Source organism: Pseudomonas sp. BF-B-26 (genome assembly GCF_019956495.1).
In the GTDB taxonomy this organism is placed as follows: domain Bacteria; phylum Pseudomonadota; class Gammaproteobacteria; order Pseudomonadales; family Pseudomonadaceae; genus Aquipseudomonas.
Map to the genome: position 1 here is coordinate 1 of NZ_JAHBDP010000008.1, position 13,313 is coordinate 13,313.

Annotated in this window: 9 protein-coding genes; 5 read left to right on the plus strand and 4 right to left on the minus strand. The window is 61.2% G+C overall.

Annotated elements, in window-relative coordinates:
- Positions 1 to 94 precede the first annotated feature (94 nt).
- From dxs to KGB03_RS00530, 4 genes are all read right to left on the minus strand, one after another.
- Positions 95 to 1,993, minus strand: coding sequence for a 1-deoxy-D-xylulose-5-phosphate synthase (gene dxs, locus KGB03_RS00515; RefSeq protein WP_111451199.1), 1,899 nt, complete (start codon positions 1,991 to 1,993; stop codon positions 95 to 97).
- Positions 1,994 to 2,085: 92 nt separating this feature from the next.
- The gene (gene ispA, locus KGB03_RS00520) at positions 2,086 to 2,988 is read right to left on the minus strand and encodes a (2E,6E)-farnesyl diphosphate synthase (protein ID WP_223525861.1); all 903 of its coding nucleotides are present in this window, start codon (positions 2,986 to 2,988) and stop codon (positions 2,086 to 2,088) included.
- A complete protein-coding gene (locus KGB03_RS00525; protein ID WP_007894317.1) occupies positions 2,985 to 3,227 on the minus strand; it encodes an exodeoxyribonuclease VII small subunit in 243 nt (80 codons plus the stop codon). Before KGB03_RS00525 ends, ispA begins: the two co-directional genes overlap by 4 nt.
- Before the next feature lie 263 nt (positions 3,228 to 3,490).
- Complete coding sequence (locus KGB03_RS00530) at positions 3,491 to 4,636, minus strand: Fic family protein (RefSeq protein WP_218537579.1); 1,146 nt, start codon at positions 4,634 to 4,636, stop codon at positions 3,491 to 3,493.
- Between the two features lie 278 nt (positions 4,637 to 4,914).
- Between KGB03_RS00530 and KGB03_RS00535 the strand changes: the two genes are divergently transcribed.
- The 5 genes from KGB03_RS00535 to KGB03_RS00555 all read left to right on the plus strand — a co-directional run.
- Complete coding sequence (locus tag KGB03_RS00535; protein WP_192410795.1) at positions 4,915 to 5,706, plus strand: YfaP family protein; 792 nt, start codon at positions 4,915 to 4,917, stop codon at positions 5,704 to 5,706.
- Between the two features lie 37 nt (positions 5,707 to 5,743).
- Positions 5,744 to 7,456: a DUF2138 domain-containing protein gene (locus KGB03_RS00540; RefSeq protein WP_223525862.1), complete on the plus strand. Its 1,713-nt coding sequence runs from the start codon at positions 5,744 to 5,746 to the stop codon at positions 7,454 to 7,456.
- Positions 7,441 to 8,091 carry a DUF1175 domain-containing protein gene (locus KGB03_RS00545; protein ID WP_095131398.1) on the plus strand — a complete coding sequence of 217 codons (651 nt, stop codon included), beginning with the start codon at positions 7,441 to 7,443 and terminating at the stop codon, positions 8,089 to 8,091. The genes KGB03_RS00540 and KGB03_RS00545 overlap by 16 nt, the downstream gene beginning before the upstream one ends.
- Positions 8,088 to 12,653 carry an alpha-2-macroglobulin family protein gene (locus tag KGB03_RS00550; protein ID WP_223525864.1) on the plus strand — a complete coding sequence of 1,522 codons (4,566 nt, stop codon included), beginning with the start codon at positions 8,088 to 8,090 and terminating at the stop codon, positions 12,651 to 12,653. Before KGB03_RS00545 ends, KGB03_RS00550 begins: the two co-directional genes overlap by 4 nt.
- A 1-nt stretch (position 12,654) precedes the next feature.
- On the plus strand, positions 12,655 to 13,313 hold a 659-nt coding region (locus tag KGB03_RS00555), incomplete at its 3' end, for a DUF2300 domain-containing protein (protein WP_223525863.1).

The window sequence follows — 13,313 nt, forward strand, 5'->3', positions numbered from 1 at the left end:
GCTCGCGAATGCGGTGGGTCAGTCAACATTGATATCGACTGATCCACCGCATTCGCGAGCAAGCCCGCTCCCACAAGGGGTTTTGTATGTGTCTTTAGAGGTTGAGCAGTTGCAAACGCTCACGCACCGACGCTTCGATCCCGGCCTCATCCAGTCCGCATTCGGCCAGCATTTGCGCAGGCTTGGCGTGCTCGACGTAACTGTCCGGCAAGCCCAGGTGCAGCATCGACTTGAGGATGTTTTCGCGGGCGAGAAACTCGCTGACGGCGCCACCGGCACCGCCCATGATCGCGTTCTCTTCGATGGTCACCAGCAATTCATGGCTACCCGCGATGTCGCGCACCAGTGCTTCATCGAGCGGTTTGACGAAACGCATGTCGACCACGGTGGCATCCAGCGTCTCGGCGACTTTCAGCGCCTCGGCCAGTTGCACGCCGAACACCAGCAGGGCGACTTTGCTGCCCTGGCGACGAACCACACCCTTGCCGATTTCGATCGGCTCGAGGTTTTTCTCGATCGTCGCGTTCGGGCCAGAACCGCGCGGATAACGCACCGCCGCCGGGCCGTTGAACAGGTGGCCAGTGGTGAGCATTTTGCGCAGTTCGTTTTCGTCGCTAGGGGTCATCACCAGCATGCCGGGGATGCAGCGCAGGAACGACAGGTCGAAGCTGCCCGCGTGAGTCGGGCCGTCTTCGCCCACCAGACCCGCGCGGTCGATGGCGAACAGGACGTCGAGGTTTTGCACCGCGACGTCATGAATCAATTGGTCATAGCCACGTTGCAGGAACGTCGAATAAATCGCCACCACCGGTTTCGCGCCTTCGCAAGCCATGCCGGCAGCGAGGGTCACAGCGTGTTGTTCGGCAATCGCCACATCGAAGTAGCGCAGCGGGAAACGCTCGCTGAAGGCCACCAGATCGGAGCCTTCCTTCATCGCGGGAGTGATGCCCACCAAACGCGGATCAGACGCGGCCATGTCGCATAGCCATTCACCAAATACGCCGGAATACTTCGGTCCGCCCGCTTTCTTCGGCGCGGCGGCCGGAGCGTCCAGCGGTTCGAGCTTGGTGATCGCGTGGTAACCGATCGGGTCGACTTCCGCCGGGGCGAAGCCTTTGCCTTTCTTGGTGACGACGTGCAGGAACTGCGGGCCTTTCAGATCGCGCATGTTGCGCAGGGTGGCGATCAGGGTCGGCAGGTCGTGGCCATCGATCGGGCCGATGTAGTTCCAGCCCAGCTCTTCAAACAGCGTGCCGGGAACCAGCATGCCTTTGGCGTATTCTTCGGTGCGACGGGCGATTTCCCAGGCGCCAGGCAGGCGCGACAGGACCTTTTTGCTGCCTTCGCGCATGCTCGCGTAAGTGCGGCTGGAAAGGATTTTCGCCAGATAGTTCGACAGCCCGCCGACGTTGCGCGAGATCGACATGTCATTGTCGTTGAGGATCACCAGCATATTGGCGTCCACTTCCGGCGCATGGTTCAGCGCCTCGAAGGCCATGCCAGCGGTCAATGCGCCGTCGCCGATCACCGCGATTGCCTTGCGATCACTGTTTTGCAGGCGGGCGGCTATGGCCATGCCCAGCGCTGCGCTGATCGAGGTGCTGGAGTGGCCGACGCCAAAGGTGTCGTACTCGCTCTCTGAACGACGCGGGAAAGCCGCAATGCCGTCCTTCTGGCGCAGGGTGCCCATGCGCTCGCGACGGCCGGTGAGGATTTTGTGCGGATAGGCCTGATGACCCACGTCCCACACCAGCCGATCGTCCGGGGTGTCGAAGACGTAATGCAGCGCGATAGTCAGCTCGATGACGCCCAGGCCAGCACCGAAATGCCCGCCGGTCTGACCGACCGTGTAGAGCAATTCCAGGCGCAACTCATTAGCCAGGGTTTCCAGCTCGGCCTCGCCTAACCGGCGCAGGCCGTCCGGCGTGTTGGCACGGTCGAGCAGGGGCGTGGTCGGGCGCTTGCGGGGAATCTCATGAAACGTCGTGGGCATCAGGCGAATCGTTATAGGTATAAAAGATGCGGCAGTTTACCTGATGCATCGCCCCCTGCCCACGCGTTGGTTTTAACTTGGCGGATACGCCGTCAGCTGCGGCGGGTGACGATATAGCGGGCCAGATCGCGCAACGGCTCGGCCGCCGCGTCAAACGGTCGCAGCGCGTGCAGGGCTTGATCACGCAGTTCCAGGGCGTAAGCCTTGGCGGCGTCGAGGCCGAGCAGGGCCGGATAAGTCGGTTTGTCGCGAGCAATGTCGGCGCCTTGGCGCTTGCCGAGGGTTTCGGTATCGCTTTCGACGTCGAGAATGTCGTCCTGCACCTGGAACGCCAGGCCGATGGCCTGTGCATAAGTCTGCAAAGACTTCAGTTCGTCCTTCTCCGCGCGGCCACTGGCCAGGGCGCCGAGTTTGACGCTGACCTCGATCAGCGCGCCGGTCTTGTGCCGGTGCATGTATTCGAGGGCTTGTTGATCGAGCTTCAGACCGACCGAACCAAGGTCGATGGCTTGACCGCCGACCATACCGGCCGGGCCTGCGGCCAATGCCAGAGCACTGACCATTTGCAGGCGGAGGTGATCGGAGATGAGAGCAGCGTCAGAGTTGCTCAGGCGTGGATCGAGCAGGGCGCTGAAGGCCAGGCTCTGCAAGCCGTCACCGGCCAGAATCGCGCAGGCTTCATCGAATTTTTTGTGAGTGGTCGGCTGGCCGCGACGCAGATCGTCGTCGTCCATGGCCGGCAAATCGTCATGCACCAGGGAATAAGCGTGAATCAGCTCCACTGCGCACGCTGCGCCGTTGGCGTGCTCAGCCTGGCCGCCCAGCGCTTCGCACGCGGCGTAGGCCAGCAGCGGGCGGACCCGTTTGCCACCATTCATCACGCTGTAGCGCATGGCCTCGTACAGACGCGCGAGCTCCGGGCTCGGCGCGCTGAACAGGGTTTCCAGTGCAGCATTGACGCGGGCCTGGCTGGTCGCCGAATACGCTGCAATCATTCTGGCTGATCCGCGTCGAAGGGTTCCTCGGCCAGCTCGCCATCACGCTCGAGCAGCACCTGAACCTTTTGCTCGGCCTGGGCCAGCGCCGCCTGGCAATCGCGGGTCAGACCGATGCCTTGCTCGAAAGCCGTCAGCGAGTCTTCCAGCGACAATTCGCCGTTCTCCAGACGCTCTACCAGCGTTTGCAGGTCGGCGAGAGATTGTTCGAAATCCAGTGCAGCTTTTTTGCGGGCCATGGCGGCTATTTCCGGTTGACGTTAAACCGGCGCGACACTAGCAGACATGGGGGGTATGGGCAAATGAGCGGGGGACTCAACCGCTGTATTTCCCCAGTAAACCAACCCTGTGGCGAGGGGATTTAGCGGAACGCCGCATCGCCCCGTTCGGCTGCGAAGCAGTCGTCAATCCGGACAACTCGGTCTGTTTGGCCGGACGCTGGGGGCCGCTTCGCGACCCAACGGGGATAAATCCCCTCGCCACAGTTGTGTGTTGCAGCAGGTTACTGTGTTGAGTCATCGGGATAGCTGATTTGATAGCGGGTACTGCGCCCACCACCGGGCAGACGTATGAGGCATCCTTTCTCCAACAAATCGGTCAGATGACGGGTTGCGGTAGCTTTGGATACCTTCGCCACGGCCTGATACTGCGCCGCACTGATGCACTCCGAGAAACCTCGCTCCCCACCATCGAGCAAGCGGTTCAGCACCTTGGTTTGCTCGGTTGAAAGCTCTGATTCCCGGTGCGCCTGCCAGAAACGCGCCTTACCCAGCACGCTTTCGATCCGCGCCATGGCCTGTTGCAAGCTGCGCAGCAGGGTTTGCAGAAACCATTCCAGCCACTCGGTGATATCCAGCGTGGCTTTCTGGCAGGCTTCGAGCACTCGATAATAGCCGGACCGGTCTTCGAGAATACTCGCGGACATGGCATAGAAACGGATGGCTTGGTCTTCACCCTGAGCCAATGCCAGATCGGTGATCGTTCGCGTCAGGCGACCGTTGCCATCGTCGAAAGGGTGCAGTGTGACAAACCAGAAGTGCGCAATGCCGGCCCGCAGCAATGGATCAAGTCCCGCCTGATTTCGGCTGGCGGTAAACCAGGTGAGGAAGGTGTCGAGCTGTCGCTCAAGGCCCTGACGAGGCGGGGCTTCGAAGTGAACGGTTGGTCTGTCGAGGCGGCCGGACACCACTTGCATCGGATCATCGCCGCGTAGCGCACCGACACGGATCGGCCGGGCGGCGAGATCGGTCTCTTGCTCGGGAAACAGCCATTCGTGCCAATCCAGTAATCGCTCCAGCGTCAGCGGTTCAGCGAAATGCTGAGTGGCGTCGAGCATCAACTGCGCCAGCCCTTCACTGCGCTGGCTGACATTATTGCCATCGACCAGCTCCAGGCCCAGCCGTCGCGCCAAAGAGGAGCGAACCGAGCCGACATTGAGCTGCTCACCCTCAATGGCGGATGAGGTCACGATGTTCTGCAACAGTGCATCCAGTTCGCTCTGAGCGCTCAGCGAACTGCCCACTGAACTCGCCATGCCCATCAATCGCCCTTGGGCTTGGACACACTCGCGCAAAAACGGCCCCAACCGCTCTGCTTGCCAGTTGAAATTGGGCCAGTCGGGCTGCTGCCAGATCCAGTGAGGTGCCATGAACTCGGTACTCTTGGAGTGGGTGAGCCGAATAGAAATGTTATTCGGCTCATATAGTGAGCCGAATATGACGCCTATTCGGCTCACCGTCCACCTGACAGCGTGAATTCCACCGCAAAAATAGATGTATCTGATTGTTAAAAAACCGCCGAATGGCTAATCTTCGCGCCTTCTACGACCCGATAGTCATGGGTCTTTCTGACGAAACGCAGTTTTTGGATCTGTAACGCGCCGAGGATCGGGCGCAAGGTTTCGTTATGCATGGCAGGAGGCGTCACATGCGTTCATTTCTTCTATTGCTGATGGGGCTCGTCTGCGCGACCGCTGCCTGGGCCGAGCCGACGGCCGAGTTGTCGGAGCCGGTCGGGGGCTGGCGCTACAACGGCCTGCTCGATCGCAGCGAATATCCTCAAGTTGCCTATCCGACGCCGCCCATCGACCGGGGCGTGCAGCGCAATCGCACTATGATCCAGGGCCAACTCAAGGCCATCGGCACTCAGCGAGGGCCGCACACCCTGGCCGTCAACGGCAATCCGCTGAATCTGTACACCGACGATCAAGGGCGTTTCGCCCGGCCGTATGCGTTCGGCGCCGGCTCCAACAGCGTTGAAGTACGCAGCGCTGAAGGCCAATCCCTCAAGCGCGTTCAATTCTATGAAGCCAACAACCTGCGCACCCCGGCGCGGATTCGCGTGGTGTTGGGCTGGGATGACCCGAAAGCCGAACTCGACCTGCACATCATTACCCCCGACGGCCAGCATGCGTTCTGGGCTCGCCCGGCGATGAGCAACGGCGGCGGTCTGGACCCGGACGGTGTCGATGGTCCCGGCCCGGAAATGTTCACCATGACCGCGCCGATGCATGGCACTTATCTGGTTTACGTGAACTATTGGGGCAACTTTGGCAGTGGCGGCTATAACTTCGATGAGACCAGCAACCAGAACGAGGTGATCACCTCGCAGATCAACCTGGTGCTCAACGAAAACACCGTCGACGAAAAACGCGAGACCTTCATCGTGCCCCTGCGGGCCATCGGTGACCTGCTGCTGGTCAAGACTTTCAACTATTAAACATCCCGCTCCACGGATGACATCGGGTTTTGTGAACATGAGCGATAACACTGTTTCTCCGGCCGCCGAAACGCCTGCAGCCAAAACTCCTCGCCGCTGGCCGGCTCTGGTAGTAGGGCTGGTCCTGGTGGCCGGCGTCGCGGCCGGGTTGGGCTGGTTCATGCACAAACCCAAGGCGCCCCCGGCGCAGTTGGCCAGTGACAAACTGGGCATGAGCCGCCCGGACGGTCTGCTCGAAACCCACTCCTTGAGCCAGTTGCCCAAGGATTTGCTGGCGGTGCCGTTCCTCAAGGAAACCCTGACCGAAGATTTCGTCTTCTATTACGAAGCGCACGCCGATCGCCTCGGCTTGATCGGCAGTCTGCGGCGGATCATTTACGAACATGACCTGAAGTTGCAGGACAGCCTGATCGAGCAGCTCTTCGATCAACCGGCAGACGTGGCGTTGTGGCGTGGGGCGGATGGTCGGCTGAAAGACTTTTTGTTGGTGATGGATCGCGGTGGTCTGGCCAAGGTGCTGGAGCCGCTGGCGAAAGTAGCGCTGGATGATTCGCAGCTGACCCAACTGGCTGAAATCAAGGTTGCCGGCGATGTGGTGCCGCTTTATCAACTCACCTACAACCACAGTAAAGCGCTGCTGTTCGCCTCTCATGGCGACAAACTGGTGGTGCTGTCCAATCCGGCCAAGTTGTATGAGGCCGGCCACGGTCCGGTCGAAGAACCCGGCATGGTGTCGACTGAATCCCTGGAAGCATTGCTCGGCGGCCAGAAACTGTTCCCCGAAGCTTTCGGCCTGCCACCACGCGCGCCTGAAGTGAAACAACGCCTGTCGGTCAATTCCAGCGTCCTGGCCATGGGTTACCAGCGTTTCATCCCGAACTTCGCCGGGCTGCGTTTCGACATGGACGACAAGGGCTGGCACAGCTTCCTGGCCATGGACGAACTGGACGACCAGCCGGACTTCGATTTCAAGCCGATCTGGCAAGCCATGCCGATGGGCGCCAGTGCCTGCGTCGCCTTGCCGCTCGCCGCCGAACAACAAAAACCGCTGCTGGTGAAACTCGGTGCCGAAGAGTCGGTGGCTCAGGCCCTGACCGAACACATGGCCGGTGCCGCTGGCCTGTGCTGGTACGCTGATTCGCGGTTGTACACGCCGCTGCTGGTGGCCAGTTTGAACGATGACGACAGCGCCAAACTTGACGGCGACCTGGGCAATCTGTTCGGCTCGATGGTCGGCGCCTACGAAGGCAACGTCGAAGAGCACGCGTTCCCGGTGATCGAGAAACAGCAAGGCCCAACCCACCAATGGCAGCGTCAGGTCAGCTCAAGTTTCGGTCCTTACAAGGCCAAGGATGCCGAGAACCCGGACGCGATCACCGGCAAGGCGTTCATGAAAGTCAGCCTGGCGCGCCACGGTTCGACGCTGCTGTTTTCCCTCGACGACAAGCTCGTGGACAAAGCCCTCGGCACCCTCGACAAACGCTTCCCGCCGATGGCCGACGTGGTACCGAAAGACCTGCTGATGCCGGTCTACTTCGGCCCGGATTCGATGGCGCAACTGATGCAACAGGAAACCCTCGACAGCCTGCCGCAGGACATGGAACCGGTGTTTTACAACGCCGCGCAAACCTACCTGATCCCGAAACTGCGCAAGCTCGGCGGCTACGGCAAATACGCCCTGACCTTGCCCGAAGGCAGCGAGCCCGACGGCCACTGGCAATGGCTGCCGCTGGAATGGAAAGCCCTGTGACAGCCCTTATCCGAGGCCTCGGCCTGCTGGCGTTGCTGCTGGGCACCCGGGCATTTGCCACTGAGGCGCCGCCGCTGGACGTGCAGCAATCCCAGGTGTTCCGCGCCTGGTTCGTGCGCATCGCCCAGGAGCAACTGACCCAAGGCCCGAGTCCGCGCTGGTATCAGCAAGACTGCGCCGGCCTGGTCCGTTTCGCCGCCAACGAAGCGCTGAAAGTCCATGACGACAAATGGCTGCGCAGCAATGGCCTGTCCAACCGTTACCTGCCGCCAGAACTGCAACTCAGCGAGGCGCAACGCGGCCTGGCCCAGCAATGGCAGCAGGGCGGCGGCAAGGTCGGCCCGTACGTCAACGCGATCAAACTGATTCAGTTCAACAGCCATTTGGTCGGCCGCGATCTGGCGCAAGCCCGGCCCGGCGACCTGATGTTTTTCGATCAGGGCGACGACCAGCACCTGATGATCTGGATGGGCCGCTACATCGCCTATCACACCGGCACCACCACCCCGACTGACAACGGCATGCGCTCCGCAAGCCTGCAGCAACTCATGACATGGAAGGACACCCGATGGATACCCGACGCAGCCAACCCCAACTTCATCGGCGTCTATCGACTGAACTTTCTCTCCCAATGATCGGTGCCCGCATGCTGCGTTTTCTGTCCCTGCTGTTGGTCCTGGTGCTGCCGTTTTCGGCGGTCAACGCCGAAGACGCCGTCGAGCCGAGTGGCTACACGCCGGTGGCCGGTGAAAGCTTTTTCCTGCTGGCCGACAGCAGTTTTGCCAGCGACGAACAGGCGATGGTTCGCCTCGAAGCGCCGGGTCGCGATTATCGTCGGTTCCGCATGGAGCCTTACGGCGGCGCTGACATTCGCGTGTACCGCATCGACAAGCCGCTGGATTTCCTCAAGCGCCAGAAGAACCTGCACCGCGTGGTCAGCGACGGTCAGTTCAAGGGTGAAGGCCTGTCGAACACCCTCGCGTACCTGTGGGACAACTGGTACCGCAAATCCCGTCGGGTGATGCAGCGCGCGTTCTCTTACGAATCGCGTAAGCAAGTCACCGAGGAAGTGCCGGAGCTGAAGATGGGCGCCGCCATGGCCGCGCCAACGCCCTATGACGCTCAGCCGCAATTCGCACTGATTCCGGGCCTGCCGGTGGTCAGCCAATTCCGCTATCCGCTGTGGCAAGCCAAACCGATCCAGCCGCCTGAAGGCGTGAACCTGGCCGGTTCTTCCAGCGAGTTCGTCAGCGTTGCACCGGGCAACGTGTACATCCCGTTGGGCAATCTGAAGCCGGGTCTGTACCTGGTGGAAGCGCTGATCGGCAAGTACCGCGCGACCACCATGGTCTTCGTCTCCAACACCGTGGCCGTGAGCAAGATTGCCGGTGATGAATTGCTGGTGTGGGCCGCGCGCAAGCATGAAGGCAGTTCGGTGCCAAAGGTGAATGTGCTGTGGACCGATGGCCTCGGCGTGATGAGCAGTGGCGCTACCGATGCCGATGGTTTGCTGCGTCTGAAACACGTCAGCCCTGAGCGTTCCTTCGTGATTGGCGAGGACGAAGAGGGCGGGGTGTTTGTCTCCGAAAACTTCTATTACGACAGCGAAATCTACGACACCAAACTCTATGCCTTCACCGACCGGCCGCTGTATCGGCCGGGGGATTGGGTGTCGCTGAAGATCGTCGGTCGCGAGTTCAAGAACGCCCGCGACTCGGTGCTGCCGACTGCGGCCGACGTCAACGTGACCGTGCTCGATGCCACCGGCACGGCGCTGCAATCGCTGGCGTTGAAACTCGATTCCAAGGCGGGCACTCAAGGCCGTTTCCAGTTGCCGGATAACGCGGTAGCGGGCGGTTACGAGCTGCGTTTCAGCTACAAGGATCAGGCCTACAGCAGCGCCTTCCGTGTCGCCGAATACATCAAGCCGCACTTTGAGATTTCCCTGAACCTGGCCAAGCAGGATTACCGCACCGGCGAACCGGTGAAGGGCAGCCTCGTGCTGCTGTACCCGGACGGTAAACCGGTGGCCAACGCCAAGTTGAGCCTGAGCCTGCGCGCGCAACAACTGTCGATGGTCGACAACGAACTGCAATACCTCGGGCAATTCCCGGTTGAGCTGACCAGCACCGAACTGACCACCGACGCCAAGGGCAACGCGACGCTGGATCTGCCGGCGGCCGAGAAGCCGAGTCGCTACATGCTCACCGTTTTCGCCAGCGATGGCGCGGCGTATCGGGTCAAGACCACCAAGGAAATCCTCATCGACCGCGGCGCGGCGAGTTTCAGCCTGCGCGCGCCTCAGCGTTTTAGCGCGGTGGGCGACAAGGTTGCGTTCAGCTACTTGAACGAAGGCGGCAGCGAGCAAAGCAAAGCGGTTACGCCGAGCAGCTACAGCTGGGTGCGCCTGGAAGACCAGAGCACCGGTGAAGGCAAACTGGCCGCGAAAGATAAAGGCTTCACCCTGGCCTTCGACCGTCCGGGTACTTACAACCTGACGTTGAAGGATGACCATGGCCGCGTGGTGGGCGCCACCGGTCATTCGGTCACGGGCGACGGCGTCAAAGCCGTGCCGGGCACCGTGGAAATTGTCCTCGATAAACCCGAGTACAAGGCTGGCGACGAAGCCCTGGCATTGATCACGTTCCCTGAGCCGATCAGCGATGCACTGCTGTCGCTGGAGCGCGACAAGGTCGAGGCCACAGCGCTGCTGTCCAAGGGCGGCGACTGGCTGAAGATGGAAAAACTCAGCGAGACCCAATACCGCGCGCGGATCCCGGTGAAGGACAACTTTGCGCCGAACCTGACGTTCTCCGTGCTGTACACCAAGGGCGGTCAGTACAGCTTCCAGAACGCCGGCATCAAGGTGATCGCGCCGCAGATCGACGTGGTCATCGCCACCGATAAAGAGGCGTATCAGCCGGGCGATACCGTGTCGGTGGACTTGACCACGCAGTTCGCTGGCAAGCCTGTTCCAGCGCACCTGACGGTCAGCGTGGTGGACGAAATGGTCTACGCGTTGCAACCGGAAGTGGCGCCGACCATCGACCAGTTTTTCTACCACCCGCGCCGCAACAACGTGCGCACCAGCGCCAGTCTGTCGTTCATCAGCTACGACGTGGCATTGCCGGGCAGCCCTGGCGCGCCGGGTAAAGCCAATCGTAGCGAGCGCGGCGTGAAAGTGCTGGAGCGGCCGCGTCGTGAAGACGTCGACACTGCCGCGTGGCAGCCGGAATTGATCACTGACGCCAACGGCAAAACCCGTTTCACCTTCAAGATGCCGGACTCGCTGACCCGCTGGCGCATCACCGCCCGGGCCATTGCCGATGACGGTCAGGTCGGGCAGAAAAAGCAATTCGTACGCTCGGAAAAACCGCTGTACCTGAAGTGGAGCGGCCCGACCAAATTCCGCAATGGCGACAAACCGGATCTCGGCGTGTTCGCGTTCAGTCAGGCCGAGAAACCGGTCAAGGCTGAGCTGGTGATTCATTTCGCTGGCGCCGAACAACGCGTCCCCGTGACGCTGAACAACGGCATCAACTACATCGCGCTGCCGGCGTTCCCGTTGGCCAGTGGCGAGTGGACGGCTGAGCTGGTGCAGGATGGCAAAACGGCCGATGCCTTGGCTATGCGGCTGACCGCGACCGGCGAAGGTTGGCAGGTGACTCAGAACCAAAGCCTGGACGCGGCCAGCGGTGATACGCCGCTGACCTTGCCAGCAGACGCGACGGATATTCGCCTGCGTCTGGATGACAGCCCGCAAGCGCTGTTCCGCTCGGCGCTCGACGATCTGTTGAGTTATCCGTACGGCGGCGTCGAACAAACGGCCAGTCGTTTGCTGCCGCTGAGCATCGCGTATCCGACCTTGTCGTCGAATCCGCAAATCCGCGATCGCTTGCGCCTGATCATGCAGAACAGCCGTCTGCGCCTGGTGCAAATGGCCGGGCCTTCGGCGAGTTTCACCTGGTGGGGCATGGACGGCGAGCCGGATGCATTCCTCACCGCTTACGCTTACTACGCCGACTGGCACGCCAGCAAAGCCTTGGAACTGAGCCTGCCGCCGGAGCATTGGCAGCGAGTGCTGGAAGTCTATTCGAAGCAGGCGAAAAACACGCCACTGTTGCAGAGAGCGCTGATTCTGTCGTTCGCCAAACAGATGCAATTGCCGGTGAACACCTTGCTCAGCGGTTTGATGGATGACCTGTCGAAAGCGGGCGAAGGTAATGCGGCGAACCTGATGGACGATGGTGAAGACAGCATCGTCATGAGCGATCCGGATTCGGCGCTCGGTCTGGCAGCTGCTCGTGCGCTGACGGCCTCGTTGGCTAAGCAATCGAAGGTGACTCTGCCGGACGCCTTCAGTCGTCAATTGCCAGACGCGCAACAACGATTGGCGGTCAGTTCGCAGCCGTTTGCCGAAGCCTTGAACCTGTCGCTGCAAGCCTTCGATCAGGCTCACGCGCAAGCATTGTTGCAACGACTGTTGCCACAGCAATCGACCCTGGAACGCGCATTGGCGCTGACCTGGTTGCAACGCAGCATCGAGCAGGCTTCGCCTACCATTGCACTGGCACCGGGTGAAGGCTGGAAGAAAAAATACGGTGATACCGGGGAGATTTATTGGACGTGGCAGGGTGCTGCGCCGGTGCCCGCAGTGCTGTCGCTGACCGGTGCGCAAGAGCGTCCGTTGCAAGCGGCGTTGAGCTTTCAGACCAAACAACCGCTGGTCGATCCGATGGCCGTGACCATCACCCGTCGCCTGTCGCGTCTGGTGCCGGGCGACGAAGCCTTCACCTTCAAACTGGAAGCGGTGGGTGCCAAGCCGTTGTCCAGCGACAGCCTGTATCTGGACGAAGTGATCATCACCAGCAAAGCCGCGAAACCGCTGCGCTACGGCTTGCTCGAAGTGCCGTTGCCACCGGGCGCCGATGTCGAGCGCACCACGTGGGGCATCAAACTCATGGGCAAGACTGGCACCGAACCGTCCGCGTTGGAGAAGGCGCGTTTCGAGTCGGGGCAGATGGCCTATGCCATTCCGGTCGATGCCTTGAGTGGTGAATTGCGCCTGCGTCATTTGGTGCGTTTCTCGCAGAAGGGCCAGTTCAACCTGCCGCCGGTGCGTTTCACTCAGGTTTACGCGCCACAGCATCAGGCCCAGGAACAGAAACCGGCGCTTGGCCAGGTCACGGTCAACTGACATGACCCGACCTCTGGTCTGGTGGCTGCTGTGCTTGATCCCTGCGCTGGCAATCGCGCAGGAGCCGCCGCTGCGGCTGGCCTTTAAGGGTGAGTTGCTGTCCTTGAGCCAGACTCAGGTGATCGCGCGCGAGCCGTTGCCTGCTGATCTGCAGACGCCGTTGGGCAGTGTGTGGAAGTTGTTTGTGTACGGCTGGCTGGTGGATACCAATGCCCATGAGCCGGCTTACGAATGTCGAGGTCAGTCGAAAGACGAAGTTTACTGCTGCACGGCGGGCGGCAAGATTGAGCGCGATCAGGCCTTGGTGAAGTCGTGCGGTTTGTACTTTGAACCGCAGCGGCTAGGCATTGCTGGCGCTGACTGGCGCACGTATTGGCAGGCGCGGCAGGCACCGGAGTGGTTGCTGGATTTGGCTTCGTTGCAGCCTTCCACGCGCGTTTCAGTGACTGAGTTGCTGCGAATGCTGGCCGTGATGCCGGCGCAGGATCAAGCGCGGCGGGTGTTGCTGGATGTGGTGTTGAATGCGGCTGACGGCAATGTCGTGGGCGAACTCGGTGGCCGGTTGCGGGTGAAAACCTGGAGCTGGCTGGGGGATCAGGACCCTTCGTCGCGTCAGGGCGGTTTCGCCGGGTGGACGGCGGATGGCACGCCGGTTTGGGC

Bases quoted from the DNA above. Each gene is read 5' to 3' on its own strand.
- dxs (WP_111451199.1), bottom strand. From the start codon at position 1,993: ATGCCCACGACGTTTCATGAGATTCCCCGCAAGCGCCCGACCACGCCC.
- ispA (WP_223525861.1), bottom strand. From the start codon at position 2,988: ATGATTGCAGCGTATTCGGCGACCAGCCAGGCCCGCGTCAATGCTGCA.
- KGB03_RS00525 (WP_007894317.1), bottom strand. From the start codon at position 3,227: ATGGCCCGCAAAAAAGCTGCACTGGATTTCGAACAATCTCTCGCCGAC.
- KGB03_RS00530 (WP_218537579.1), bottom strand. From the start codon at position 4,636: ATGGCACCTCACTGGATCTGGCAGCAGCCCGACTGGCCCAATTTCAAC.
- KGB03_RS00535 (WP_192410795.1), top strand. From the start codon at position 4,915: ATGCGTTCATTTCTTCTATTGCTGATGGGGCTCGTCTGCGCGACCGCT.
- KGB03_RS00540 (WP_223525862.1), top strand. From the start codon at position 5,744: ATGAGCGATAACACTGTTTCTCCGGCCGCCGAAACGCCTGCAGCCAAA.
- KGB03_RS00545 (WP_095131398.1), top strand. From the start codon at position 7,441: ATGGAAAGCCCTGTGACAGCCCTTATCCGAGGCCTCGGCCTGCTGGCG.
- KGB03_RS00550 (WP_223525864.1), top strand. From the start codon at position 8,088: ATGATCGGTGCCCGCATGCTGCGTTTTCTGTCCCTGCTGTTGGTCCTG.